Below are 21799 nucleotides of genomic sequence, written 5' to 3'. Positions count from 1 at the left end.
GCAGTTGAGGCAGTTGAGGCAGTTGAGGCAGTTGAGGCAGTTGAGGCAGTTGAGGCAGTTGAGGCAGTTGAGGCAGTTGAGGCAGTTGAGGCAGTATCAGAATGGATTAAAAGAAAAGCCGGGACAAGCCCGGCTTTTTCTTTATCACTCAGCAGCTGCTTCAGCAGCGGCCGGGCGGTCTACCAGCTCAATATAAGCCATAGGGGCGTTGTCGCCTGCACGGAAACCGCATTTCAGAATGCGAGTATAACCGCCGGCGCGCTCCAGGTAGCGCGGGCCCAGTTCATTGAACAGCTTAGCCACGATCGCGTTATCGCGAGTACGGGCAAATGCCAGGCGACGATTAGCAACGCTATCAGTCTTGGCAAGGGTGATCAGCGGTTCAACTACACGACGCAGCTCTTTTGCCTTAGGCAGAGTCGTCTTGATGATCTCATGACGAACCAGGGAGCTGGCCATGTTGCGGAACATTGCCTGACGATGGCTGCTGTTCCGGTTCAGTTGACGACCACTCAAACGATGGCGCATGACCTTATCCTTCTAACTAAATCTGTGAAACCCGTAATCTGGATTACTCGTCAGCGATGCTGGCGGGCGGCCAGTTCTCAAGGCGCATGCCAAGAGACAGACCACGGGAGGCCAACACGTCCTTGATCTCAGTCAGGGACTTCTTACCGAGGTTAGGAGTCTTAAGCAACTCAACTTCGGTACGCTGTACCAGATCACCAATATAGTGGATAGCTTCTGCCTTCAGACAGTTCGCAGAACGAACTGTCAGCTCCAAATCATCGACAGGACGTAGCAGAATCGGATCAAACTCGGGTTTCTCTTCTTTCTTCTCGGGCACGCTGACATCGCGCAGATCCACGAAGGCTTCCAGTTGCTCGGCCAGAATAGTGGCAGAACGACGGATGGCTTCTTCAGGATCCAGAGTACCATTGGTCTCCATGTCGATGACCAGCTTGTCCAAGTCGGTACGCTGTTCCACACGTGCTGCCTCAACATTGTAGGCAATACGAACGATGGGGCTGAACGCGGAGTCCAGCAGCAGGCGACCAATAGGACGCTCTTCGTCATCGTTGTGAACACGAGCAGAAGCAGGCACATAACCACGACCGCGCTGAACTTTCAGGCGCATGCTGATTTCAGCATTGGCACCAGTCAGATGGCAGATTACGTGCTCCGGGTTTACGATCTCGACTTCATCACCGTGAGTGATATCACCAGCGGTAACGGGGCCTGTTCCAGACTTGGTCAGGGACAGAGTTACCTCGTCCTTGCCTTCCAGCTTCACAGCGATACCTTTCAGGTTGAGCAGGATTTCAAGAATGTCTTCCTGTACACCTTCTTTGCTGCTGTACTCATGCAGTACCCCGTCAATTTCGACTTCAGTAACTGCACAACCGGGCATAGATGACAGCAAAATACGACGCAGGGCGTTGCCCAGCGTGTGACCAAAGCCACGCTCGAGTGGCTCAAGAGTCACTTTCGCATGAGTCGGGCTAACTTGCTCGATGTCAACTAGCCGCGGTTTAAGAAAATCTGTTACAGAACCCAGCATTGTGTCCTCTCTTTAGAAGCTAGCTTTACTTGGAGTAAAGCTCGACGATCAGCTGTTCGTTAATGTCGGCAGACAGGTCGGAACGCTCTGGCAGACGCTTGAAAGCACCTTCCATTTTAGCGGCGTCAACCTCTACCCAAGTCGGCTTCTCACGCTGACCAGCAACTTCCAGGGAAGCTTTGATACGCGCTTGCTTCTTAGCCTTCTCACGAACGCAGATCACGTCCTCAGGGGAAACCTGGAAAGAAGGAATGTTCACAACGCGACCGTTTACCATGATGGCCTTGTGGCTCACCAGCTGACGAGATTCAGCACGGGTAGCGCCGAAGCCCATACGGTAAACAACGTTGTCCAAACGACCTTCCAGCAGCTGCAACAGGTTTTCACCGGTGTTACCCTTTTGACGGGCAGCGTCGCGGTAGTAGTTGCGGAACTGTTTTTCCAATACGCCGTAGATACGACGAACTTTTTGTTTCTCGCGCAGCTGAACACCGTAGTCGGACAGACGGGCTTTACGCGCTCCGTGCTGACCAGGGGCAGTGTCAATCTTGCACTTAGAATCAATCGCACGAACACCTGACTTCAGGAAGAGGTCGGTGCCCTCACGACGGCTAAGCTTAAGCTTAGGACCGATATATCTTGCCATCTTCTTTCTCCAACAATCCTAGACCAAGTAGCTACAGCGTTATACGCGGCGCTTCTTGGGAGGACGACAACCGTTGTGCGGGATCGGAGTCACATCAGTAATGTTAGTGATGCGGAAACCAGCCGCGTTCAGGGCGCGGATGGAAGACTCACGACCGGGACCCGGACCTTTGACCATGACTTCCAGGTTCTTGACGCCATATTCTTTGGCCATCTCACCAGCGCGTTCGGCAGCTACCTGAGCAGCGAACGGGGTGGACTTACGAGAACCACGGAAACCGGAACCACCAGAAGTAGCCCAAGACAGAGCATTGCCCTGACGGTCAGTAATGGTCACGATTGTGTTGTTGAAAGATGCATGAACGTGCGCAATACCGTCGCTCACTTGCTTTTTAACGCGCTTGCGAGCACGAGTCGGAGTTTTAGCCATTTTCTACCTTCCCGTTACTTCTTGATAGCCTTGCGCGGACCCTTACGGGTACGAGCGTTGGTCTTGGTACGTTGACCACGAACAGGCAGGCTACGACGGTGACGCAAACCACGGTAGCAACCCAGATCCATCAATCGCTTGATGTTCATGGAAATCTGACGACGCAGGTCACCTTCAACGGTGAATTTACCTACTTGTTCACGCAGACTCTCGATCTGAGCTTCGTCCAGGTCTTTAATTTTCACATTCTCAGCGATACCGGCTGCGGCACAGATGGCCTTGGAGCGGGTACGACCGACGCCATAAATCGCAGTCAAAGCGATGACTGCATGCTTATGGTCAGGAATGTTAATGCCAGCGATACGGGCCACTATTCACTCCTACATATAGTAGATTACGACCACCACAAAGCCCGTGAGCGGATACGTGGCGGTCAACCAATACACAACAAAAGTTGGCTGGCTATATTAGCCAGCACAACTATTTGTTGCAAGTACTAACCGTAAAAAATTAGCCTTGGCGCTGTTTATGCTTTGGCTCGCTGCAAATCACACGCACCACACCGTGACGCTTGATGATTTTGCAGTTACGGCAGATTGCCTTAACGGAAGCACGAACTTTCATTGCTTAACTCCGTAACTACGCCGACCTTTAGCGGCCGTAGCCCTTCAGGTTGGCCTTCCTCAGGACGTCGCCATATTGATGAGACATCATATGGGTTTGTACCTGAGCCATGAAGTCCATGATAACTACCACGATAATCAGCAGCGAAGTGCCACCGAAGTAGAACTGTACGTTCCAGGCAGTCATCAAGAACTGGGGTACCAGACAGATAAAGGTTATATAGAGCGCACCTGCCAATGTCAGGCGAGTCATAACCTTATCGATGTAACGTGCTGTCTGCTCGCCCGGGCGGATCCCCGGGATAAAGGCTCCACTCTTCTTCAGATTATCTGCTGTCTCGCGGGGGTTGAACACCAGCGCGGTATAGAAGAAGCAGAAGAAGATAATGGCTGCTGCATACAGCATCTCGTAAAGCGGTTGACCCGGCTGCAGGACCATAGAGACCTGTTGCAGGATATCAGCTACTTTACCCTCGCCCTGACCAAACCAAGAGGTAATGGTCCCCGGGAAGAGGATGATACTGGATGCGAAAATCGCAGGAATCACACCAGCCATATTCACTTTCAACGGCAGGTGTGTGCTTTGCGCGGCAAATACCTGGCGGCCTTGTTGACGCTTGGCATAGTTAACGACGATACGACGCTGACCACGCTCCACGAACACCACAAAGTAAGTCACTGCGAAAACAATCAAGCCCAGCAACAACAACAGCAGGATGTGCAATTCCCCTTGACGTGCCTGTTCGGCCGTAGCGCCAATGGCATGCGGCAGACCAGCAACGATACCTGTGAAAATAATCAACGAGATACCATTACCAATCCCACGCTCGGTAATCTGTTCACCCAACCACATCAAAAACATGGTACCGGTGACCAGACTCACAACCGCTGTGAAATAGAAGCCCAGACCCGGATTAGTCACGAGTCCATGCATCATATTCGGCAGACCGGTTGCAATACCAATGGCCTGGAAAGTTCCCAAAACCAGCGTGCCCCAACGGGTATATTGGCTAATCTTGCGACGGCCGGATTCACCTTCTTTCTTGAGTTCAGCAAGAGCGGGGTGAACCACTGTCAGCAGCTGGATAATGATCGATGCCGAAATGTACGGCATGATCCCCAACGCAAGAATAGAAGCACGCGAGAGTGCACCACCACTGAACATGTTAAACATCTCAATGATGGTGCCCTTCTGTTGCTGGAACAACTCGGCCAGTACGGCGGCGTCAATACCAGGAATCGGCACATAAGAGCCTGCACGGAAAACGATAATCGCCCCGAGAACGAAGAGCAGACGGCTCTTCAGTTCACTCAGACCACCCTGTGCTTTAACATCCAATCCTGGTTTCTTAGCCATTGTACTGATTATTCCTCGATTTTACCGCCAGCGGCCTCGATGGCTGCGCGTGCACCTTTGGTGACGGACAGACCACGAACGGTCACAGCACGGTCAATGTTGCCTGACAGAACAACTTTAGCGAACACGATGTTCTTAGTAACAACACCGGCTTGCTTCAGAGTGCTCAGGTCGACCACATCACCTTCTACCAGGGCGATTTCGTTCAGACGCACTTCGGCAGAAACCAAAGATTTGCGAGAGAAGAAACCGAACTTCGGCAGACGGATTTTCAAAGGCATCTGGCCGCCTTCGAAACCGTTGCGAACTTTGCCGCCACCGGAACGAGAGGTTTGGCCTTTAACACCACGACCACCAGTCTTGCCCAGGCCGGAGCCGATACCACGACCACGACGTTGTTTTTCAGGCTTGGAACCAGCGGCCGGAGACAGAGTGTTCAGACGCATGCTTAGCCCTCCACCTTAACCATGTAATAAACCTGGTTGATCATGCCGCGTACGCAAGGAGTATCTTCCAGCTCAACGGTGTGACCAATGCGACGCAGACCCAGACCACGCAGAGTCGCCTTGTGCTTTGGCAGACGGCCGATAGAGCTGCGAGTTTGAGTTACTTTTACAGTGTTAGCCATGTCGCATTACCCCAGAATTTCTTCAACGCGCAGACCACGCTTGGCAGCGATCTGTTCCGGTGATTGACCGTGAACCAGAGCGTCTACAGTAGCGCGAACAACGTTGATTGGGTTGGTGGAACCGTAGGTCTTGGCCAGCACGTTGTGGATACCGGCAACTTCCAGAACAGCACGCATAGCGCCGCCTGCAATGATACCAGTACCTTGGGAGGCCGGCTTCATGAACACGGTGGAGCCAGAGTGAACACCACGCACTGGGTGGTGCAGAGTGCCGTTGTTCAGCTCAACCTTGTTCAGGTTACGCTTAGCCTGTTCCATTGCTTTTTGAATAGCAGCCGGAACTTCACGGGCTTTACCGTAACCGTAACCTACACGGCCGTTACCATCACCCACCACGGTCAACGCGGTGAAGGACATGATACGACCACCTTTAACAGTTTTCGAAACACGGTTTACTGCAATGAGCTTTTCTTGCAGTTCGCCGGCTTGAGATTCGACTTTAGCCATCTTCGACTCCTAGCTTAGAACTGAAGACCAGCGTCACGTGCGGCAGCTGCCAGGGCAGCAATGCGACCGTGATACTTGAAACCGGAACGATCGAAAGATACGTTCTGAACGCCTTTGGCAATAGCACGCTCAGCGATAGCCTTACCTACAGCGGTAGCAGCATCTGCGTTACCGGTGTATTTCAGAGCTTCACTGATGGCTTTCTCTACTGTGGAAGCAGAGGCCAGAACTTCGGAACCGTTGGCTGCAATAACCTGCGCATAGATATGACGCGGGGTACGGTGAACAACCAGACGGGTAGCTCCCAGTTCCTGCATCTTTTTCCGAGCACGAGTAGCACGACGGAGACGAGCTGCTTTCTTGTCCATAGTGTTACCTTACTTCTTCTTAGCTTCTTTAGTACGCACTTGCTCGTTGGCATAGCGTACACCCTTGCCCTTGTAGGGCTCCGGAGCGCGGTAAGCACGGATATCGGCGGCGACTTGGCCAACCAGCTGCTTGTCGACGCCACGCAGAACGATTTCTGTAGCAGTCGGGCACTCAGCGGTCACACCAGCCGGCAGCGCATGCTCTACCGGGTGAGAGAAGCCCAGAGCCAGCGCAACAGCATTGCCCTTGATGGAGGCTTTATAACCTACACCAACCAGCTGCAGCTTGCGCTCGAAGCCTTGGGTAACACCGATTACCATGTTGTTGACCAATGCACGGGCAGTACCGGCCTGAGCGTCAGCACCAGCGATGCTGCCGCGCGGGGCGAACTTCAGTACATTGTCTTCTTTGGTCACTTCTACACCGGCGTGAATAGAGCGAACCAGAGAACCTTTACCACCTTTGATGGTCAGTTCCTGGCCGTTCAGAGTCACCTCTACGCCAGCAGGAATAGTGACGGGTGCCTTAGCAACACGAGACATTTCCTACCTCCTATTAAGCGACGTAGCAGATGATCTCACCGCCCATGCTTGCTTTGCGAGCAGCACGGTCAGTCATCACACCTTTAGACGTGGACACGATAGCAACACCGAGACCGCCCATAACTTTCGGCAGATCAGTAGTGCGCTTGTAAATACGCAGGCCTGGACGGCTTACGCGTTGGATCAGTTCTACAACTGGCTTGCCCTGGAAATATTTCAGTTCAATTTCCAGTTCCGGCTTCACGTCACCAGCTACGGAGTAGCCAGCGATGTAACCTTCTTCTTTCAGCACTTTGGCGATAGCCACTTTCAGCTTGGAAGAAGGCATGGAAACCGCAACTTTGCTCGCCGCCTGACCGTTACGGATGCGGGTCAGCATATCCGCGATCGGATCTTGCATGCTCATAAGTCTAACTCCCGAGATTCGTTACCAAGAAGCCTTCTTCAGGCCCGGAATTTCGCCCTTCATGGCATGCTCACGCACCTTGATGCGAGACAGGCCAAACTTGCGCAGGAAACCGTGCGGACGACCAGTAATATTGCAACGGTTACGCTGGCGGGACGGACTGGAATCACGGGGCAGCTGTTGCAGTTGCAGTACAGCATCCCAACGCGCTTCTTCAGAAGCGTTCATGTCAACGATGATAGCTTTCAGCTCGGCACGCTTGGTCGCGTACTTGGCTACCAGCTTGGCACGCTTTGCTTCGCGCGCTTTCATGGATGTTTTAGCCATAACCCTAACCTTACTTGCGGAATGGGAAGTTAAAGGCAGCCAGCAGAGCACGGCCTTCTTCATCGGTATTCGCGGAAGTGGTGATGGTGATATCCAGACCACGGACGCGATCGACTTTGTCATAGTCGATTTCCGGGAAGATGATCTGCTCACGCACGCCCATGGAGTAGTTACCACGACCGTCGAACGCTTTAGCGTTCAGGCCACGGAAGTCACGGATACGCGGTACGGAGATGCAGATCAGCCGTTCCAGGAACTCCCACATACGCTCGCCACGCAGGGTTACTTTACAACCTATCGGGTAGCCTTCACGAATCTTGAAGCCCGCAACAGATTTGCGAGCTTTGGTGATCAGCGGCTTCTGACCGGAAATGGCAGCCATATCGGCAGCAGCATTTTCCAGCAATTTCTTGTCAGAGATCGCTTCACCAACACCCATGTTCAGGGTGATTTTCTCGATCCGAGGGACTTGCATGATAGTCTTGTAACCGAACTGCTTGGACAGTTCATTTACTACATCGGATTTGTAGTAATCATGCAGTTTCGCCATCGTTAAACTCCAATTACTTCACAAGTTCGCCGGTGGATTTGAAGAAACGGACTTTTTTGCCGTCTTCAATCCGGAAACCAACGCGGTCAGCTTTGCCAGTGGCAGAGTTGAACAGCGCTACGTTTGATACATCGATGGGGGCTTCTTTGGTGACGATACCGCCAGCCTGACCCAGTGCGGGTACCGGCTTCTGGTGTTTCTTCACCTGGTTGATGCCTTCCACGATTACCTTACCTTTTGCAATCAGGACTTGAGTGACTTTGCCACGCTTGCCCTTGTCTTTGCCGGTAAGAACAATCACTTCGTCTTCGCGACGGATTTTAGCTGCCATCGTTCGACTCCTTACAGTACTTCGGGTGCCAGGGACACAATCTTCATGAACTTCTCATTACGCAGTTCACGGGTCACCGGGCCAAAAATACGAGTACCGATTGGCTGTTGGTTGTTGTTAAGCAACACAGCCGCATTGTTGTCGAAACGGATGACAGAGCCGTCCGGACGACGAACGCCTTTACGGGTGCGTACGACCACCGCGTTATACACATCACCTTTCTTCACTTTACCGCGAGGAATGGCTTCCTTGATGGAAACCTTGATGATGTCGCCGATGCCGGCGTAACGGCGGTGCGAGCCACCCAGAACCTTAATACACATTACACTGCGAGCGCCGGAGTTGTCGGCAACACCCAGCATACTTTGCATCTGGATCATCTTAGTGCTCCGCTTTGTTTACTTCTTATCCCTAATGGGATCTGGCTGCCTTCAAAAGGCGCGAAACTATAACACAGGATTTTCAGAAAAGGTAGCCTAAAAAACAAACGGCCCCTGAAAGGGGCCGCTTGGACTACAAAGTACCGATTAGGCCTTTTCTACAACGGCAACCAGGGTCCAGGACTTGGTCTTGGACAGCGGGCGGCATTCGCGGATTTCCACGAGGTCGCCAGCTTTGCACTCGTTGTTTTCGTCATGTACGTGCAGCTTGGTAGTGCGCTTGATGATCTTACCGTAGATCGGGTGCTTTACCTTGCGCTCGATAGCAACAGTGATGGACTTGTCCATCTTGTCGCTGATTACACGACCTTGCAGAGTACGGATCTTGTCAGTCATTACGCACCTGCCTTCTCAGTCAGTACAGTCTTGATACGTGCGACGTCACGACGCACTTGTTTCAGAGTGTGAGTCTGAGCCAGCTGGCCGGTGGACGCTTGCATGCGCATGTTGAATTGCTCACGCAGCAGGCCCAGCAGCTCCTGGTTCAGTTCTTCGACGCTCTTTTGACGCAGATCTTGGGCTTTCATCACATCACCGTCTTAATTACGAAAGTGGTCTGAACAGACAGCTTAGCTGCGGCCAGGGCAAACGCTTCACGCGCCAGAGCCTCAGGTACACCGTCCATCTCGTACAGAACCTTGCCAGGCTGGATCGGGCAAACCCAGTATTCCACGTTACCCTTACCTTTACCCATACGAACTTCGAGGGGCTTTTCGGTGATGGGCTTGTCCGGGAACACACGGATCCAGATCTTACCTTGACGCTTAACGTGACGGGTCATGGCACGACGGGCTGCTTCGATTTGACGAGCAGTCAGTTGACCACGGGATGTCGCCTTCAGGCCAAAGGTACCGAAGGATACTTCGTTACCAGAGGTGGCCAGACCGCGGTTACGACCCTTGTGGGTCTTGCGGAATTTAGTACGCTTAGGTTGCAACATTTACCGAATCTCCTTACTTAGCAGCGCGGCGCTTGTTGTCACGCTTGGGCTTTGCAGGAGCTTGCTCTTGAGCAGCGGCAGCGTTAACAGCAGCCAGACCGCCCAGAACTTCGCCCTTGAAGATCCAAACTTTAACGCCGATCACACCGTAAGTGGTGTGGGCTTCAGAAGTTGCGTAGTCGATGTCGGCACGCAGGGTGTGCAACGGCACACGACCTTCACGGTACCATTCGGTACGCGCGATTTCAGCGCCGCCCAGACGACCGGAAACTTCCACTTTGATGCCCTTGGCACCCAGGCGCATTGCGTTCTGTACGGCGCGCTTCATAGCACGACGGAACATTACACGACGCTCCAGCTGGGAAGTGATGCTGTCGGCAACAAGTTTGCCATCCAGCTCCGGCTTGCGGACTTCGGAAATGTTGATCTGAGCAGGCACGCCAGCAATAGTGGCTACAGCTTTGCGCAGCTTCTCAACGTCTTCGCCTTTCTTACCGATTACAACACCCGGACGAGCGGTGTGAATGGTCACACGGATGCTCTTGGCCGGACGCTCAATGGTGATCTTGGACAAGGACGCGTTTTTCAGTTCCTTGGTCAGGAACTGGCGTACTTGAAAATCGCTGTACAGGTTGTCAGCGAAGTCTTTGGTGTTCGCGAACCAGGTAGAATTCCAAGGCTTGGTAATACCCAGGCGAATGCCATTAGGATGTACTTTCTGACCCATTGCTTATCTCCCAGCCTTAGCGTCGGATACCACTACAGTGATGTGAGCGGTACGCTTGAGGATACGATCCGCACGACCTTTGGCACGCGGACGGATGCGCTTCATGGAGGGACCTTCGTCGACCATGATAGTAGCAACACGCAGCGCGTCGATATCGGCGCCTTCGTTGTGCTCAGCGTTTGCAATGGCAGATTCCAGCACTTTCTTAACCAGCACTGCAGCCTTTTTCGGGCTGAAGGTCAGGATATTCAGAGCCTTGTCTACGGACAGACCACGTACTTGATCGGCTACCAGACGAGCTTTCTGGGCAGAAGTACGGGCATAACGGTGTTTAGCGATAGCTTCCATCATTTATCCCTTAGCGCTTCTTAGCCTTCTTATCAGCAGCATGGCCGCGATAAGTACGAGTCGGTGCGAATTCACCCAGTTTGTGACCGATCATTTCTTCGGTAACGAAAACCGGAACGTGCTGACGACCATTATGGACAGCGATGGTCAAACCGATCATGTTCGGGATGATCATTGAACGACGGGACCAGGTTTTAACCGGCTTTTTATCCCCGCTTTCCACCGCTTTCTCTACCTTCTTCAGCAAGTGCAGGTCAATAAATGGACCCTTCTTGAGAGAACGTGGCATGGTGATTCCTCTATGTTAACAATTACTTGTTACGACGACGTACGATGTACTTGTCGGTACGCTTGTTCTTACGGGTCTTGAAGCCTTTAGCCTTCTGGCCCCATGGGGACACAGGCTGCATGCCCTTGTTACGACCCTCACCACCACCGTGCGGGTGGTCAACCGGGTTCATCGCCATACCGCGAACGGTCGGACGAATACCACGCCAGCGGTTTGCACCGGCTTTACCCAGTTGACGCAACATGTGCTCGGAGTTACCGACTTCACCGATGGTAGCGCGGCACTCGGCCAGAACTTTACGTACTTCGCCGGAACGCAGACGCAGAGTTACATAGTTACCTTCACGAGCCAGGATCTGGATGAAAGTACCAGCGGAACGAGCCAGCTGGGCACCTTTACCAGGCTTCATCTCTACAGCGTGAACGGTAGAACCAACCGGGATGTTGCGCATCGGCAGGGCGTTACCTACCTTGATGGCTGCATCAGCACCAGAAGCGATCGCGTCACCAGCTTTCAGGCCTTTCGGAGCCAGGATGTAACGACGCTCACCGTCTGCATACAACACCAGAGCGATGTTAGCGGTACGGTTCGGATCGTATTCCAGGCGCTCTACTTTAGCCGGGATACCGTCTTTGTCGCGCTTGAAGTCGACGATACGGTAGTGCTGCTTGTGACCACCACCGATATGACGGGTAGTGATACGGCCGTTGTTGTTACGACCACCGGACTTGCTTTTGCTGTCCAGCAGAGCGGCGAAGGGCTTGCCCTTGTACAGCTCTTGATTGACGATCTTGACGACGTGGCGGCGGCCCGGAGAAGTAGGCTTGCACTTAACGATTGCCATTTTTGAGAACTCCTCTTACTCGGCTGCGCCCATGAAGTCGATGTCCTGACCAGCTTTCAGGGTCACATAAGCCTTTTTCCAATCGGAACGACGGCCTACGCGTGCACCTGCGCGCTTGGTCTTACCCTTCATGTTCAGGGTACGGACGGTCTCAACTTCGACCTCGAACAGTTTCGCAACTGCAGCTTTGACTTCCGCCTTGGTAGCATCAACAGCAACTTTGAACACGATAGTGTTCTGCTTTTCTGCAACCATGGTGCTCTTTTCAGAGATGTGCGGAGCCTTCAGAACTTTCAGCAGACGCTCTTCACGGATCATGCCAGCATCTCCTCGATTTGCTTAACTGCATCAGCAGTCATCAGAACCTTGTCGAAAGCGATCAGGCTGACCGGGTCGATACCGGCAACGTCACGCACGTCAACTTTGTACAGGTTGCGAGCAGCCAGGAACAGGTTCTCATCGACTTCAGCAGTCACGATCAGAACGTCAGTCAGTTCCATTTCTTTCAGCTTGGCGATCAGTTCTTTGGTCTTCGGAGCTTCGATGCCGAACTTCTCAACAACGATCAGGCGCTCTTGACGTACCAGCTCGGACAGAATGCTACGGATAGCGCCGCGGTACATCTTCTTGTTTACTTTCTGGCTGTGATCTTGCGGCTTAGCAGCAAAAGTCACACCACCGGAACGCCAGATGGGCGAACGGATGGAGCCAGCACGGGCACGACCAGTACCCTTCTGACGCCACGGCTTTTTGCCGCCACCAGACACTTCAGAGCGAGTCAGCTGCGCACGAGTACCCTGACGGGCACCAGCGGCATATGCAACGACGACCTGGTGAACCAGAGCTTCGTTGAATTCGCGCCCGAAGGTAGTCTCGGAAACTTCAAGAGCGCTCTTGGCGTCTTTCATTACCAATTCCATTACTATCTCCTCAGACGTTACGCTTTGACGGCAGGTTTGACGATCACGTTGCCGTTGGTTGCACCCGGTACTGCACCTTTGATGAGCAGCAGGTTGCGTTCAGCGTCAACACGAACCAGTTCCAGGTTCTGAGTCGTTACACGCTCAGCACCCATGTGACCAGCCATCTTTTTGCCCTTGAATACACGACCCGGAGTCTGGTTCTGACCGATAGAACCCGGAACGCGGTGAGACAAGGAGTTACCGTGGGTCATATCCTGGGTGCGGAAGTTGTGGCGCTTAACAGTACCAGCAAAGCCCTTACCTTTGGATGTGCCGGTAACGTCTACCAGCTTAACGTCAGCGAGAAGATCTACTTTCAGCTCGCTACCAACAGTGAAAGTTTCACCGTTGTTCAGGCGGAATTCCCACAGACCGCGACCGGCTTCTACACCAGCTTTGGCGAAGTGGCCAGCTTCCGGCTTGGTCACACGGCTGGCTTTCTTGGCGCCAGTGGTAACCTGAATAGCGTTGTAGCCGTCGGTTTCTACAGATTTGACCTGAGTTACACGGTTAGCTTCAACTTCGATAACAGTCACCGGGATAGAAACGCCATCTTCAGTGAAGATGCGAGTCATACCCACTTTGCGACCTACAAGACCGATTGTCATTGTTATCAACCTCTTTCCGTAATTAACCCAGGCTGATCTGGACGTCTACACCAGCTGCCAGATCCAGACGCATCAGGGCGTCTACGGTCTTGTCAGTCGGCTCAACGATGTCTACCAGACGCTTGTGAGTGCGGATCTCGTACTGATCACGCGCATCTTTGTTGACGTGCGGGGAGATCAGGACGGTGAAGCGCTCTTTGCGAGTCGGCAGCGGAATAGGACCGCGAACCTGCGCGCCAGTGCGCTTAGCAGTTTCAACGATTTCCGCAGTGGATTGATCAATCAGGCGATGATCAAAAGCCTTCAGGCGGATACGGATTCTTTGGTTCTGCATTGACAGAGCTCCAATAGATAAAAGAACATAAATCAACACCGCCCGACCGAGATTGCTCCCGCCAGAGGTGTGATTTTTCACGTTTCCCCCCATATCGGGAGGACTGTATGGCTGGCTCCTGTAAACAGGAAACTCAGCAGCAGACATATCGTCTGGCTTACCTCATGGGTAAGCGGAGGGGATTATACGGATTTTTCAAATTTGCGCAAGGGAGAGCGAACAGATTATGCGCAGTTTTATGTGACAGATGGATCTCGCCTGCGGCAACGCACTCTGCTGCCAACACCAAGGTAACGACAATGTTACAAGCAGACTGGTAGACTGTGCGCTTGCCTCTGTCAGTGGAACGACATCCCATGCTCAAAGATCAAAAGAAAGCCTATCAGTATGGCCTTTGCGCCGTTGCCCTCTGGTCGACGGTCGCCACAGCCTTCAAGATCTCCCTCGCCTATTTCGAACCTGTGCAACTGTTGCTTGTGGCCGCCTTCACCTCGACTCTCACACTGACAGCCGTCGTCGCCAAACAGGGCAAACTGCCGCTGCTGGGGAGCTACATCAAGGCCCGCCCTTTCTACTACCTGACTCTGGGCGTGCTGAATCCCTTTCTCTATTACCTGTTGCTGTTCAAAGCCTATGATCTGCTGCCTGCGCAGCAGGCGCAGACCCTCAACTACACCTGGGCCATCACTCTCAGTCTGCTGGCCGTCCCCTTCCTCGGCCAGAAGCTGCGTCGGCGCGATGGCGTCGCCATCGTGCTGGGGTATTTTGGCGCACTGGTGATCGCCACCAGAGGGGATGTATTCGGCCTTCAGTTCGACAGCCCCCTCGGCGTGACGCTGGCGCTGGTCTCGACCCTCATCTGGGCCAGCTACTGGATCCTCAACACCCGCAATCAGGGCGATCCCATCGTCAGCCTGTTGCTTGGCTTTATGATCAGCCTGCCTTTTATCGTCGTGGCGACCTGGTTGCTCTCCGATTTTGCCATGACCGCCTGGCAGGGATGGGCTGGTGCCATCTATGTGGGACTGTTCGAAATGGGCTTCGGTTTCGTGCTCTGGCTGATGGCGCTGCGCCATGCCACCAACACGGCCCCCATCAGCAACCTCATCTTTATCTCGCCGTTTGCCTCACTGGTGCTGCTCAATCTGTTGATCGGCGAAACCATCCATCCGGCCACCCCCATCGGGTTAGCGCTCATCGTTGCCGCCCTGTTGATCCAGCAGCTCAAGTACGGCAAACGCTATCGAGCATCAGTCGAAACCAAGAGCTGACCATGCAGAAGGGCGTATCCACAGATACGCCCTTCTCTCAATCCATCCACTCCTGTGGCTGATGTTTCGGCAGCCGCATCTCGACCAACAAGCCGCCGAGATCCGAGCTTCCCAACCGGATAGTGCCGTGGTGCTGGGCGACTATCTTGGCCACGATGGCCAACCCCAGCCCACTACCTCCAACAGTCCGCGCCACATTACCCTGAGTAAACGGCTTGAGCACCCGGGAGTAGTCCTGCTCCGGAATCCCGGGGCCATCATCGGAGAGGCGCAAGCGCACCCAGTGCCCATCGTCCTTGAGCTCGGCATGCAAGCGGCTCGCCCCGTAACGCTGCGAGTTGCTTGAGAGGTTGTTCAACACTCGCCGGATACTGACCGGATTGCAGGCCACCCGCACCGCCTCTTGCGGCAGCGCCAGATCGACCTCCAGCCCCTGCTCCGAGTAGATCAGCAAGGTATCGTGCACCAGCTGGGTCAGGTCGATCGGCTCCAGATCCTGGCCTTCATCCGGGCGGATGTAATCGATGAACTGATCGATGATGGCATTGGACTCATCGATGTCGGCGTTGATGCTCTCCTTGAGGTACTCGTCACCGGAGGACATCATCTCGGTGGCCAGCCGGATGCGGGTCAGCGGGGTACGCAGATCGTGGGAGACCCCCGCCATCATCAGGTTACGCTCTTCGATCAGGCTCTTGATGGAGTGCGACATATGGTTGAAGGTGCGGGTCAGCCGCCGCACCTCCCTTGAGCCCAGCTCCCCCAGCGCCTCGGGGAAATGGCCCCTGGAAACAGCAACAGCACCAGCCTCGAGATCCTCGAGCGGGCGCACCAACTGCCGGGCAAAACGCCAGGCCGCAAACAGGGTGATCACCAACAACACGCTCAGATAGATGATGAGGGGTTCGATATCGTCATCTTCAATCTCGGTCAGCGGGATCCGCACCCAGATTTTGCTGGCCTGCGGCGGCTGGATCCAGATGATGTAGTGATCCTGGATCTCGACCCGCACCTTGGCCGGGCCACCCAGTTCGCGGCTGATGTTCTCCTCCAGATAGGGGTACGGCTTGGCATCGTTGAAGCCATGCTGCACCGCCTCGCTCTGGGTATAGATGTCGGTACCGGTTGTCACATAGACCAGCGCCTCGGCATCTTCACTCAGCGCCAGTTGTTCAGTGTTGACCGGAAAGATCAGCTTGACCTGATTGGCCAGCAAGTGACTGATCTGCTTGACGGTTGGCGCCAGCAGATAGTTATAGAAGGTGACGTAGGAGACTGCTTGATAGACCACCAGAACGGCGGCCAGAAACCAGAGCATGCGCGAGAACATGCTGCCGACCTTTTTCATGCACCGTCACCATCTGGCACGAACACATACCCCAGACCCCAGACGGTCTGCAGGTAGCGGGGCTGGGCCGGATCCTGCTCCAGCAGGCGGCGCAGACGAGAGACCTGCACGTCGATGCTGCGCTCGGTGGCGGTGTATTCGCGGCCACGGGCCAGATTCATCAGCTTGTCGCGGGAGAGCGGCTCGCGCGGATGGCTGACCAGCACCTTGAGCACCGCAAATTCACCGCTGGTGAGCGCCATCGGCTCGCCATCTCGGCTCAGCTCGCGGGTCGCCAGATTGAGTTGAAAGGCGCCGAAGTTGACCACTTTCTCTGCAGCAGAGGGAGCCCCCGGCAGCTCGACGGTATGACGGCGCAGCACGGCACGGATCCGCGCCAACAGTTCGCGGGGGTTGAACGGCTTGGGCAGATAGTCATCGGCCCCCATCTCGAGCCCGACGATGCGATCCACTTCATCCCCCTTGGCGGTGAGCATCAGCACCGGGATCTGGTTGCCCGCTTCCCGCAGACGGCGGCAGATGGAGAGCCCATCCTCCCCCGGCAACATCAGGTCGAGCACCATCAGGCTGAAGTTTTCACGAGTCAGCAGGCGATCGGCCTGCTCGCCATTGGCCACGCCGCGCACTACGAATCCCTGCTCGGTGAGATAGCGCTCCAACAGGGAACGTAATTTCAGGTCATCGTCCACGACCAGGACCTTGTATTGCTGCTGACTCATTGCTTTGCCTCTTCATTCTTTAGCTGCCCCCAATACTAGGGGGGGATATAGCGGGAGCAAAGCACAAATATGTTACCGGTTATTACCCGTCCCGAGAGCGTGACGGCCATCAAGTCACTGCGCTGGCCAGCTACTCGCTGAATGGCGCCAGCTGAGCCATCACGATTTCCCTCGACAGCAAGAGGACAAAAGCTAATATTCCCGAGCAGTTAGCGATGAATACCCCTCTTTGACCAGGTCCGCATCACCATGAAGACAAAGCTGATCACCCGCGAAGGCTACAACAAGCTGAAAGAAGAGCTCGATTTCCTCTGGCGTCAGGAGCGCCCCGAGGTCACCAGGAAGGTGGCATGGGCCGCCAGCCTGGGGGATCGCAGCGAAAATGCCGACTACCAGTACAACAAGAAGCGGCTGCGGGAGATCGATCGGCGGGTGCGTTACCTGCGCAAGTGCCTCGAAGAGCTGGGGATCGTCGACTATGCCCCCGCGCAGGAGGGCAAGGTCTTCTTCGGCGCCTGGGTCGAGGTGGAAAACGATGAGGGCGAGACCAAGCGCTTTCGCATCGTCGGCTATGACGAGATCTTCGAGCGCAAGGATTACATCTCCATCGACTCCCCCATGGCCCGCGCCCTGCTCAAGAAAGAGGTCGGCGATGAGGCCATCGTCCGTACGCCAGTTGGTGACGTCTGCTGGTATATCAACGAGATCTGCTACCCCAAATAGCCGGACTGCTTGCCACAGGCACATCCTGAGTCACAGGTGCAATGGCAAGATAAACGCCCTCCCCTGCAACTTTATCAGTCTGACGGGTGCAGACCCCGGCGCAGGGTGGCATCCCGCAACACGACCCCATATAGTGCTCACACTTGGCGCCTGATGGCGCGGACTCGACCACAGAGGCCCTCAACAACATCATGATGCAAACCATAGAGAGACAGATTGCCGGTGAGCTCAATGCTCGCCCGGAGCAGGTGCAGGCCGCAGTGCGCCTGCTGGATGAAGGCTCGACCGTGCCCTTTATCGCCCGTTACCGTAAAGAGGTGACTGGCGGTCTGGACGATAGCCAGCTGCGTACTCTGGAGAGCCGCCTCGGCTATCTGCGTGAACTGGAAGATCGCCGTCAGGTGATCATTCGCTCCATCGAAGAGCAGGGCAAGCTGACCCCCGAGTTGGCCCGCGAGTTGAACGGCGCCGACAGCAAGACCCGGCTGGAAGACCTCTACCTCCCCTACAAGCCCAAACGCCGCACCAAGGGACAGATGGCGATCGAAGCCGGGTTGGAGCCGCTGGCCAACCTGCTGCTCAGTGACCCGATGCAGGATCCCGAGCAAGCGGCGGCCGCCTTCCTCAATCCCGAACAGGGCATTGCCGACAGCAAAGCAGCCCTCGACGGCGCCCGCTATATCCTGATGGAACGCTTCGCCGAGCAGGCCGACCTGCTGGAGAAGCTGCGCGACTACCTGTGGCAGAATGCCACCCTGCGCGCCCGCGTGGTGGCAGGCAAGGAGCAGGAAGGGGCCAAGTTCAAGGACTATTTCGAACACGACGAACCACTGCACAAGGCCCCCTCCCACCGGGTGCTGGCCATGCTGCGCGGCCGCAATGAGGGGATCCTCAATCTGGCGCTGGTCACCGGTGACGACGAGAGTGCCAGCCCCTGCGAAGGGATCATTGCCCACCACCTCAAGCTCAATCTGCAGAACCGCCCGGCCGACAAATGGCTGCAGGGGGTAGTGAGCTGGACCTGGAAGATCAAGTTGTCACTTCAGATGGAGACCGAGCTGATCGGTCGCATCCGCGAGTCGGCAGAGGAGGAGGCGATCAAGGTGTTCGCCATGAACCTCAAGGATCTGCTGATGGCGGCCCCGGCCGGCATGCGCTGCACCATGGGGCTGGATCCGGGCATCCGCACCGGGGTCAAGGTTGCCGTGGTGGATGCCACCGGCAAGCTGGTCGATCACGCCACCATCTATCCATTCGAACCAAAACGCCAGATTGATCAGAGCCTCAAGACACTGAGCGAGTTGTGCCAGAAGCACAAGGTCGAGCTCATCAGCATCGGCAACGGTACCGCCTCGCGGGAGACCGACCGGCTGGTGAGCGACCTGTTCGAGCGCTACCCCGCCGCCAAGGCGCAGAAGATAGTGGTGAGCGAAGCGGGGGCATCTGTCTACTCCGCTTCCGAACTCGCCTCTCAGGAGTTCCCGGATCTCGACGTCTCGATCCGTGGCGCCGTCTCCATCGCCCGCCGCCTGCAAGACCCGCTGGCCGAGCTGGTCAAAATCGACCCCAAGAGCATCGGGGTGGGCCAGTATCAACACGACGTCGGCCAGAGCCAGCTGGCCCGCCGGCTGGATGCCGTGGTCGAGGATTGCGTGAACGCGGTTGGTGTGGATGTGAACACCGCCTCGGTCGCCCTGCTCAACCGGGTTTCCGGCCTATCCCAGACGTTGGCCCAGAACATCGTCGCCTACCGTGATGAGCACGGCGCCTTCAAGAGCCGCCAGCAGTTGCTGAAAGTGAGCCGACTCGGCCCCAAAGCCTTCGAACAGTGCGCCGGCTTCCTGCGCATTCGCGGCGGCAGCAATCCCCTCGACAGCTCGGCGGTGCACCCGGAGTCCTATCCGGTGGTGGAGCGGATCCTCGCCAAGCTGGAGCAGACAGTGGAGAGCCTGCTCGGCAACAGCAGCCTGCTGCGCAGCCTGAAACCGGCCGACTATACCGATGAGCAATTCGGCGTACCTACCGTCACCGACATCATCGGCGAGCTGGACAAGCCGGGCCGCGACCCGCGCCCCGAGTTCAAAACCGCGACCTTCAAGGAAGGTGTGGAGCAGATCAGCGACCTGGTGCCAGAGATGGTACTGGAAGGGGTGGTCACCAACGTCACCAACTTCGGCGCCTTCGTCGATATCGGTGTTCATCAGGACGGTCTGGTGCACATCTCCTCCCTGACCGACCGTTTCGTCAAGGATCCCCGTGAGGTGGTCAAGGCGGGCGACATTGTGCGGGTCAAGGTGCTGGAAGTGGACGCCCCGCGCAAGCGGATCAGTCTGACCATGCGTCTCGACGAAAAGGCAGGGCAACCCGCCCGCAAGCCGGCTGAAGCGCGCAACAGCAGTGCAAGCAACACCAAACCAAGAAATGAGCCGCGCCAAAGCCCCCCTATGGGTTGTGCCATGGGCAACGCCTTCGCGGCAGCGCTCTCCAAAGCGAAAAAGTAGCGAAACCTTCCAGAAGTCCTCTGAATGCAAAAAGCCCCGCAAGGGGCTTTTTTACACGCGAAGCTCAGGATTACTGCGTCAGGGCAGCAAGAATACTCTCGGGCTCTCCATGCTGGGCCAGCACCTCCCGCAGTCGGTTGAATGCCTTGCAGGCCTCTTGCGGATACTTGCCGTAAGAGACGACGCCGGTGTGGCTCCAGCCAGCCGCAAGCATCACTTTCTTCTTGAAACTGGTTCCTTCAGTTCCCCCTCCTCCGAGCTGCATCAGAAACTGCTCCATCTGCAGGTGGGGGGGCGGTACACGGGAGAAGGTGGTGAAATCTTCCGCTTTGACTTCATCGAAATGCATGACAGCTCCTGTGAAATTGGAATGGGCCTGATCTTCAGGTTAGTTGCAAAACAGGCAAAGCAGCTGAAAGTTTGGCGAGAGTCATTCAGATATGCAGACTGAGGGACTGGGTAGAGGCCGGGCTGACAGCCTGTCGATAGTGGCCCGCGATGACGCTGTTACGCTTGTCCATATAGGCGCTCAACACACCGCCCGATTTCGCGCTCTGCTCGGCCATCAGCTCTTTGCGTGCCTTAGCCTCACTCGCGGCGGCGCTGCGAGCAACGGCCAAATCCTGCGCGGAAGGCTCGGCGGGCGCCAGCGCTGCAGAGCGGATCTGCTGCATCTTGGCGATGGTAGCGGCAGGGTCACCGGGTACGACACTGGTATCGATCTGGACTTCGCCACCCGTCGCATAACGCTTGCCATCCGGCCCTTGCGTAAACTGATAGGTGGGCGAGCTGGCGTACTCTCCACCCGCAGACTGGTGCGCCTGCTCGTGAGTGCGCACCTCCTTGTCACGCTCGACAAGATCCTGAACCTGCTGCTCTTGCCGCTGTTGCTGCTCCTGATGTTTGGGATCTTGCTGCTTGCGCTGCCCATCCTCGCCGGTGGCCTCGACAAAGCGATTGTCTGGCAGTGTCGTCGGGGCTAATTGCCCGGTTTCACGGCTGTTCTGGGAGGTCTGATTGCTGGAGGCCTGACCGGCTTTGGATTTCTCTTTTTGGGAGCCGACTTCAGATTCGGCAACGGAGGCTTGGCCCGCCCGGGCCTGCGGGATCAGTTCTGCCCGGCGATTATCCGTCCTCGCCGCTTCCACCTGAGGTTGCAGCTGTGTCGGGATAAGGGGAGGCAGACTGACATTGATGTTCATCTCACACCCGGATGTCGATCAGGGTTCCCATCATCTCGCTGGCGGTCTGCACTACCTTGGCTGAAGCGCCAGCCTGCTGCTCGGCCACCTTGAGATTGACGAGCTCATCGGTCACTTGCACCTGATCCCCGCTGGGGGTGTTGAGGCGGGCGATCTGATTGGATGCCTTGTCGGCAATCTGCTCGGCTCGCTGAAATCCCTGTACCCCGCTGTTGAAAGCAGAATCAATACGCATGGTGTTACTCCTCTGGTCACAGCTTAATTATC

General features: G+C 55.6%; 36 protein-coding genes. 3 read left to right on the top strand and 33 right to left on the bottom strand.

The genetic code is table 11. The features are described from left to right. Nucleotides 1-144: 144 nt before the first annotated feature. The 28 genes from rplQ to rpsJ form a co-directional block, all read right to left on the bottom strand. Nucleotides 145-528: a 50S ribosomal protein L17 gene (rplQ, locus tag AB5Y99_RS02940; protein ID WP_005307999.1), complete on the bottom strand. Its 384-nt coding sequence runs from the start codon at nt 526-528 to the stop codon at nt 145-147. A 43-nt stretch (nt 529-571) separates the two neighbouring features. After that, nucleotides 572-1561, bottom strand: coding sequence for a DNA-directed RNA polymerase subunit alpha (rpoA, locus tag AB5Y99_RS02935; RefSeq protein WP_005307997.1), 990 nt, complete (start codon nt 1559-1561; stop codon nt 572-574). Nucleotides 1562-1586: 25 nt separating this feature from the next. Next, on the bottom strand, nt 1587-2207 hold the full coding sequence (rpsD, locus tag AB5Y99_RS02930; RefSeq protein ID WP_005340600.1) for a 30S ribosomal protein S4: 621 nt from the start codon (nt 2205-2207) through the stop codon (nt 1587-1589). A 39-nt stretch (nt 2208-2246) separates the two neighbouring features. Next, a complete protein-coding gene (gene rpsK, locus AB5Y99_RS02925; protein ID WP_005307993.1) occupies nt 2247-2636 on the bottom strand; it encodes a 30S ribosomal protein S11 in 390 nt (129 codons plus the stop codon). A 14-nt stretch (nt 2637-2650) separates the two neighbouring features. Beyond that, entirely contained in the window at nt 2651-3007 is a 357-nt protein-coding gene (gene rpsM, locus AB5Y99_RS02920) for a 30S ribosomal protein S13 (RefSeq protein ID WP_005307991.1), read from the bottom strand. Nucleotides 3008-3146: 139 nt separating this feature from the next. Continuing rightward, nucleotides 3147-3260 (bottom strand): 50S ribosomal protein L36, encoded by a 114-nt coding sequence (gene rpmJ, locus AB5Y99_RS02915; protein ID WP_005319705.1) that lies wholly within the window; start codon nt 3258-3260, stop codon nt 3147-3149. Nucleotides 3261-3287: 27 nt separating this feature from the next. Continuing rightward, the gene (secY, locus tag AB5Y99_RS02910; RefSeq protein WP_005340602.1) at nt 3288-4616 is read right to left on the bottom strand and encodes a preprotein translocase subunit SecY; all 1329 of its coding nucleotides are present in this window, start codon (nt 4614-4616) and stop codon (nt 3288-3290) included. Between the two features lie 8 nt (nt 4617-4624). Next, nucleotides 4625-5062: a 50S ribosomal protein L15 gene (gene rplO / locus AB5Y99_RS02905; protein ID WP_005340604.1), complete on the bottom strand. Its 438-nt coding sequence runs from the start codon at nt 5060-5062 to the stop codon at nt 4625-4627. Between the two features lie 2 nt (nt 5063-5064). After that, on the bottom strand, nt 5065-5244 hold the full coding sequence (gene rpmD / locus AB5Y99_RS02900) for a 50S ribosomal protein L30 (RefSeq protein WP_005307985.1): 180 nt from the start codon (nt 5242-5244) through the stop codon (nt 5065-5067). A gap of 6 nt (nt 5245-5250) precedes the next feature. Next, a complete protein-coding gene (gene rpsE, locus AB5Y99_RS02895; protein WP_005340605.1) occupies nt 5251-5751 on the bottom strand; it encodes a 30S ribosomal protein S5 in 501 nt (166 codons plus the stop codon). A gap of 14 nt (nt 5752-5765) precedes the next feature. After that, the gene (gene rplR / locus AB5Y99_RS02890) at nt 5766-6119 is read right to left on the bottom strand and encodes a 50S ribosomal protein L18 (RefSeq protein WP_005340606.1); all 354 of its coding nucleotides are present in this window, start codon (nt 6117-6119) and stop codon (nt 5766-5768) included. Nucleotides 6120-6128: 9 nt separating this feature from the next. Further along, entirely contained in the window at nt 6129-6662 is a 534-nt protein-coding gene (rplF, locus tag AB5Y99_RS02885) for a 50S ribosomal protein L6 (RefSeq protein WP_005340607.1), read from the bottom strand. Between the two features lie 13 nt (nt 6663-6675). Next, nucleotides 6676-7068, bottom strand: a complete 393-nt coding sequence (rpsH, locus tag AB5Y99_RS02880) for a 30S ribosomal protein S8 (protein WP_005307980.1) — start codon at nt 7066-7068, stop codon at nt 6676-6678. A 21-nt stretch (nt 7069-7089) separates the two neighbouring features. Then, a complete protein-coding gene (gene rpsN / locus AB5Y99_RS02875) occupies nt 7090-7395 on the bottom strand; it encodes a 30S ribosomal protein S14 (RefSeq protein ID WP_005340609.1) in 306 nt (101 codons plus the stop codon). A 10-nt stretch (nt 7396-7405) separates the two neighbouring features. Beyond that, nucleotides 7406-7945: a 50S ribosomal protein L5 gene (gene rplE, locus AB5Y99_RS02870; protein ID WP_005331162.1), complete on the bottom strand. Its 540-nt coding sequence runs from the start codon at nt 7943-7945 to the stop codon at nt 7406-7408. A gap of 13 nt (nt 7946-7958) precedes the next feature. Next, nucleotides 7959-8276 carry a 50S ribosomal protein L24 gene (gene rplX, locus AB5Y99_RS02865; protein WP_005307977.1) on the bottom strand — a complete coding sequence of 106 codons (318 nt, stop codon included), beginning with the start codon at nt 8274-8276 and terminating at the stop codon, nt 7959-7961. 11 nt (nt 8277-8287) lie between these two features. Beyond that, nucleotides 8288-8656: a 50S ribosomal protein L14 gene (rplN, locus tag AB5Y99_RS02860; protein WP_005307975.1), complete on the bottom strand. Its 369-nt coding sequence runs from the start codon at nt 8654-8656 to the stop codon at nt 8288-8290. 147 nt (nt 8657-8803) lie between these two features. Beyond that, complete coding sequence (gene rpsQ, locus AB5Y99_RS02855; protein ID WP_005307966.1) at nt 8804-9052, bottom strand: 30S ribosomal protein S17; 249 nt, start codon at nt 9050-9052, stop codon at nt 8804-8806. Further along, nucleotides 9052-9243 carry a 50S ribosomal protein L29 gene (gene rpmC, locus AB5Y99_RS02850; RefSeq protein WP_005307965.1) on the bottom strand — a complete coding sequence of 64 codons (192 nt, stop codon included), beginning with the start codon at nt 9241-9243 and terminating at the stop codon, nt 9052-9054. The genes rpsQ and rpmC overlap by 1 nt, the downstream gene beginning before the upstream one ends. Continuing rightward, on the bottom strand, nt 9243-9656 hold the full coding sequence (rplP, locus tag AB5Y99_RS02845) for a 50S ribosomal protein L16 (RefSeq protein ID WP_005340612.1): 414 nt from the start codon (nt 9654-9656) through the stop codon (nt 9243-9245). Before rplP ends, rpmC begins: the two co-directional genes overlap by 1 nt. Before the next feature lie 13 nt (nt 9657-9669). Continuing rightward, a complete protein-coding gene (rpsC, locus tag AB5Y99_RS02840; RefSeq protein WP_005307962.1) occupies nt 9670-10383 on the bottom strand; it encodes a 30S ribosomal protein S3 in 714 nt (237 codons plus the stop codon). A gap of 3 nt (nt 10384-10386) precedes the next feature. Then, nucleotides 10387-10731 (bottom strand): 50S ribosomal protein L22, encoded by a 345-nt coding sequence (rplV, locus tag AB5Y99_RS02835; RefSeq protein ID WP_005319741.1) that lies wholly within the window; start codon nt 10729-10731, stop codon nt 10387-10389. A gap of 10 nt (nt 10732-10741) precedes the next feature. Continuing rightward, nucleotides 10742-11020, bottom strand: a complete 279-nt coding sequence (gene rpsS / locus AB5Y99_RS02830) for a 30S ribosomal protein S19 (protein ID WP_005307960.1) — start codon at nt 11018-11020, stop codon at nt 10742-10744. Nucleotides 11021-11042: 22 nt separating this feature from the next. Beyond that, nucleotides 11043-11864 carry a 50S ribosomal protein L2 gene (gene rplB, locus AB5Y99_RS02825; protein WP_005340614.1) on the bottom strand — a complete coding sequence of 274 codons (822 nt, stop codon included), beginning with the start codon at nt 11862-11864 and terminating at the stop codon, nt 11043-11045. A gap of 15 nt (nt 11865-11879) precedes the next feature. Further along, nucleotides 11880-12179: a 50S ribosomal protein L23 gene (gene rplW / locus AB5Y99_RS02820; RefSeq protein ID WP_342690021.1), complete on the bottom strand. Its 300-nt coding sequence runs from the start codon at nt 12177-12179 to the stop codon at nt 11880-11882. Continuing rightward, a complete protein-coding gene (gene rplD / locus AB5Y99_RS02815; protein ID WP_005340616.1) occupies nt 12179-12784 on the bottom strand; it encodes a 50S ribosomal protein L4 in 606 nt (201 codons plus the stop codon). Before rplD ends, rplW begins: the two co-directional genes overlap by 1 nt. Before the next feature lie 17 nt (nt 12785-12801). Then, a complete protein-coding gene (rplC, locus tag AB5Y99_RS02810) occupies nt 12802-13434 on the bottom strand; it encodes a 50S ribosomal protein L3 (RefSeq protein WP_005340620.1) in 633 nt (210 codons plus the stop codon). A 22-nt stretch (nt 13435-13456) separates the two neighbouring features. Next, nucleotides 13457-13768, bottom strand: coding sequence for a 30S ribosomal protein S10 (gene rpsJ, locus AB5Y99_RS02805; RefSeq protein WP_005307944.1), 312 nt, complete (start codon nt 13766-13768; stop codon nt 13457-13459). Nucleotides 13769-14124: 356 nt separating this feature from the next. Between rpsJ and AB5Y99_RS02800 the strand changes: the two genes are divergently transcribed. Beyond that, a complete protein-coding gene (locus AB5Y99_RS02800; RefSeq protein ID WP_139433447.1) occupies nt 14125-15039 on the top strand; it encodes a DMT family transporter in 915 nt (304 codons plus the stop codon). A gap of 37 nt (nt 15040-15076) precedes the next feature. On the opposite strand, the gene envZ is transcribed toward AB5Y99_RS02800, so the two are convergent. Next, entirely contained in the window at nt 15077-16387 is a 1311-nt protein-coding gene (envZ, locus tag AB5Y99_RS02795) for a two-component system sensor histidine kinase EnvZ (protein WP_139440675.1), read from the bottom strand. After that, entirely contained in the window at nt 16384-17106 is a 723-nt protein-coding gene (gene ompR / locus AB5Y99_RS02790) for a two-component system response regulator OmpR (protein WP_005340625.1), read from the bottom strand. Before ompR ends, envZ begins: the two co-directional genes overlap by 4 nt. A gap of 249 nt (nt 17107-17355) precedes the next feature. Here ompR and greB point away from each other — a divergent pair, with 249 nt between their 5' ends. Both greB and AB5Y99_RS02780 read left to right on the top strand, forming a co-directional pair. Continuing rightward, nucleotides 17356-17829: a transcription elongation factor GreB gene (gene greB, locus AB5Y99_RS02785; RefSeq protein WP_019445040.1), complete on the top strand. Its 474-nt coding sequence runs from the start codon at nt 17356-17358 to the stop codon at nt 17827-17829. A 191-nt stretch (nt 17830-18020) separates the two neighbouring features. Next, nucleotides 18021-20330 carry a Tex family protein gene (locus AB5Y99_RS02780; protein WP_368208642.1) on the top strand — a complete coding sequence of 770 codons (2310 nt, stop codon included), beginning with the start codon at nt 18021-18023 and terminating at the stop codon, nt 20328-20330. A 70-nt stretch (nt 20331-20400) separates the two neighbouring features. On the opposite strand, the gene AB5Y99_RS02775 is transcribed toward AB5Y99_RS02780, so the two are convergent. The 3 genes from AB5Y99_RS02775 to AB5Y99_RS02765 all read right to left on the bottom strand — a co-directional run bounded on the left by AB5Y99_RS02775 (nt 20401) and on the right by AB5Y99_RS02765 (nt 21767). Next, on the bottom strand, nt 20401-20679 hold the full coding sequence (locus tag AB5Y99_RS02775) for a hypothetical protein (protein ID WP_005355353.1): 279 nt from the start codon (nt 20677-20679) through the stop codon (nt 20401-20403). An 85-nt stretch (nt 20680-20764) separates the two neighbouring features. After that, the gene (locus AB5Y99_RS02770) at nt 20765-21532 is read right to left on the bottom strand and encodes a putative metalloprotease CJM1_0395 family protein (protein ID WP_368208640.1); all 768 of its coding nucleotides are present in this window, start codon (nt 21530-21532) and stop codon (nt 20765-20767) included. A gap of 1 nt (nt 21533) precedes the next feature. Beyond that, a complete protein-coding gene (locus AB5Y99_RS02765) occupies nt 21534-21767 on the bottom strand; it encodes a flagellar basal body rod C-terminal domain-containing protein (RefSeq protein ID WP_005342675.1) in 234 nt (77 codons plus the stop codon). Nucleotides 21768-21799 lie beyond the last annotated feature (32 nt).

This window comes from Aeromonas sp. R4-2 (assembly GCF_040908295.1).
Taxonomy (GTDB): Bacteria; Pseudomonadota; Gammaproteobacteria; order Enterobacterales; family Aeromonadaceae; genus Aeromonas; species Aeromonas veronii.
This window is presented reverse-complemented; position numbering and strand designations above follow the sequence as displayed.

Excerpts from the sequence above, each read along its gene's own strand:
- rplC (WP_005340620.1), bottom strand. The coding sequence starts at position 13,434 with ATGACAATCGGTCTTGTAGGTCGCAAAGTGGGTATGACTCGCATCTTC.
- rplB (WP_005340614.1), bottom strand. The coding sequence starts at position 11,864 with ATGGCAATCGTTAAGTGCAAGCCTACTTCTCCGGGCCGCCGCCACGTC.
- rplE (WP_005331162.1), bottom strand. The coding sequence starts at position 7,945 with ATGGCGAAACTGCATGATTACTACAAATCCGATGTAGTAAATGAACTG.
- rpsS (WP_005307960.1), bottom strand. The coding sequence starts at position 11,020 with ATGCCACGTTCTCTCAAGAAGGGTCCATTTATTGACCTGCACTTGCTG.
- rpmJ (WP_005319705.1), bottom strand. The coding sequence starts at position 3,260 with ATGAAAGTTCGTGCTTCCGTTAAGGCAATCTGCCGTAACTGCAAAATC.
- AB5Y99_RS02800 (WP_139433447.1), top strand. The coding sequence starts at position 14,125 with ATGCTCAAAGATCAAAAGAAAGCCTATCAGTATGGCCTTTGCGCCGTT.
- rplF (WP_005340607.1), bottom strand. The coding sequence starts at position 6,662 with ATGTCTCGTGTTGCTAAGGCACCCGTCACTATTCCTGCTGGCGTAGAG.
- secY (WP_005340602.1), bottom strand. The coding sequence starts at position 4,616 with ATGGCTAAGAAACCAGGATTGGATGTTAAAGCACAGGGTGGTCTGAGT.
- rpmC (WP_005307965.1), bottom strand. The coding sequence starts at position 9,243 with ATGAAAGCCCAAGATCTGCGTCAAAAGAGCGTCGAAGAACTGAACCAG.
- rpsH (WP_005307980.1), bottom strand. The coding sequence starts at position 7,068 with ATGAGCATGCAAGATCCGATCGCGGATATGCTGACCCGCATCCGTAAC.
- AB5Y99_RS02780 (WP_368208642.1), top strand. The coding sequence starts at position 18,021 with ATGATGCAAACCATAGAGAGACAGATTGCCGGTGAGCTCAATGCTCGC.
- rplD (WP_005340616.1), bottom strand. The coding sequence starts at position 12,784 with ATGGAATTGGTAATGAAAGACGCCAAGAGCGCTCTTGAAGTTTCCGAG.
- rplX (WP_005307977.1), bottom strand. The coding sequence starts at position 8,276 with ATGGCAGCTAAAATCCGTCGCGAAGACGAAGTGATTGTTCTTACCGGC.
- rpsN (WP_005340609.1), bottom strand. The coding sequence starts at position 7,395 with ATGGCTAAAACATCCATGAAAGCGCGCGAAGCAAAGCGTGCCAAGCTG.
- envZ (WP_139440675.1), bottom strand. The coding sequence starts at position 16,387 with ATGAAAAAGGTCGGCAGCATGTTCTCGCGCATGCTCTGGTTTCTGGCC.
- rplN (WP_005307975.1), bottom strand. The coding sequence starts at position 8,656 with ATGATCCAGATGCAAAGTATGCTGGGTGTTGCCGACAACTCCGGCGCT.
- greB (WP_019445040.1), top strand. The coding sequence starts at position 17,356 with ATGAAGACAAAGCTGATCACCCGCGAAGGCTACAACAAGCTGAAAGAA.
- rpoA (WP_005307997.1), bottom strand. The coding sequence starts at position 1,561 with ATGCTGGGTTCTGTAACAGATTTTCTTAAACCGCGGCTAGTTGACATC.
- rpsK (WP_005307993.1), bottom strand. The coding sequence starts at position 2,636 with ATGGCTAAAACTCCGACTCGTGCTCGCAAGCGCGTTAAAAAGCAAGTG.
- rpmD (WP_005307985.1), bottom strand. The coding sequence starts at position 5,244 with ATGGCTAACACTGTAAAAGTAACTCAAACTCGCAGCTCTATCGGCCGT.
- rplQ (WP_005307999.1), bottom strand. The coding sequence starts at position 528 with ATGCGCCATCGTTTGAGTGGTCGTCAACTGAACCGGAACAGCAGCCAT.
- rpsE (WP_005340605.1), bottom strand. The coding sequence starts at position 5,751 with ATGGCTAAAGTCGAATCTCAAGCCGGCGAACTGCAAGAAAAGCTCATT.
- rplO (WP_005340604.1), bottom strand. The coding sequence starts at position 5,062 with ATGCGTCTGAACACTCTGTCTCCGGCCGCTGGTTCCAAGCCTGAAAAA.
- rpsD (WP_005340600.1), bottom strand. The coding sequence starts at position 2,207 with ATGGCAAGATATATCGGTCCTAAGCTTAAGCTTAGCCGTCGTGAGGGC.
- AB5Y99_RS02765 (WP_005342675.1), bottom strand. The coding sequence starts at position 21,767 with ATGCGTATTGATTCTGCTTTCAACAGCGGGGTACAGGGATTTCAGCGA.
- AB5Y99_RS02770 (WP_368208640.1), bottom strand. The coding sequence starts at position 21,532 with ATGAACATCAATGTCAGTCTGCCTCCCCTTATCCCGACACAGCTGCAA.
- rpsC (WP_005307962.1), bottom strand. The coding sequence starts at position 10,383 with ATGGGTCAGAAAGTACATCCTAATGGCATTCGCCTGGGTATTACCAAG.
- rplR (WP_005340606.1), bottom strand. The coding sequence starts at position 6,119 with ATGGACAAGAAAGCAGCTCGTCTCCGTCGTGCTACTCGTGCTCGGAAA.
- rplV (WP_005319741.1), bottom strand. The coding sequence starts at position 10,731 with ATGGAAGCTATCGCTAAACACCGTTATGCCCGTACTTCTGCCCAGAAA.
- rplP (WP_005340612.1), bottom strand. The coding sequence starts at position 9,656 with ATGTTGCAACCTAAGCGTACTAAATTCCGCAAGACCCACAAGGGTCGT.
- ompR (WP_005340625.1), bottom strand. The coding sequence starts at position 17,106 with ATGAGTCAGCAGCAATACAAGGTCCTGGTCGTGGACGATGACCTGAAA.
- rpsJ (WP_005307944.1), bottom strand. The coding sequence starts at position 13,768 with ATGCAGAACCAAAGAATCCGTATCCGCCTGAAGGCTTTTGATCATCGC.
- AB5Y99_RS02775 (WP_005355353.1), bottom strand. The coding sequence starts at position 20,679 with ATGCATTTCGATGAAGTCAAAGCGGAAGATTTCACCACCTTCTCCCGT.
- rpsQ (WP_005307966.1), bottom strand. The coding sequence starts at position 9,052 with ATGACTGACAAGATCCGTACTCTGCAAGGTCGTGTAATCAGCGACAAG.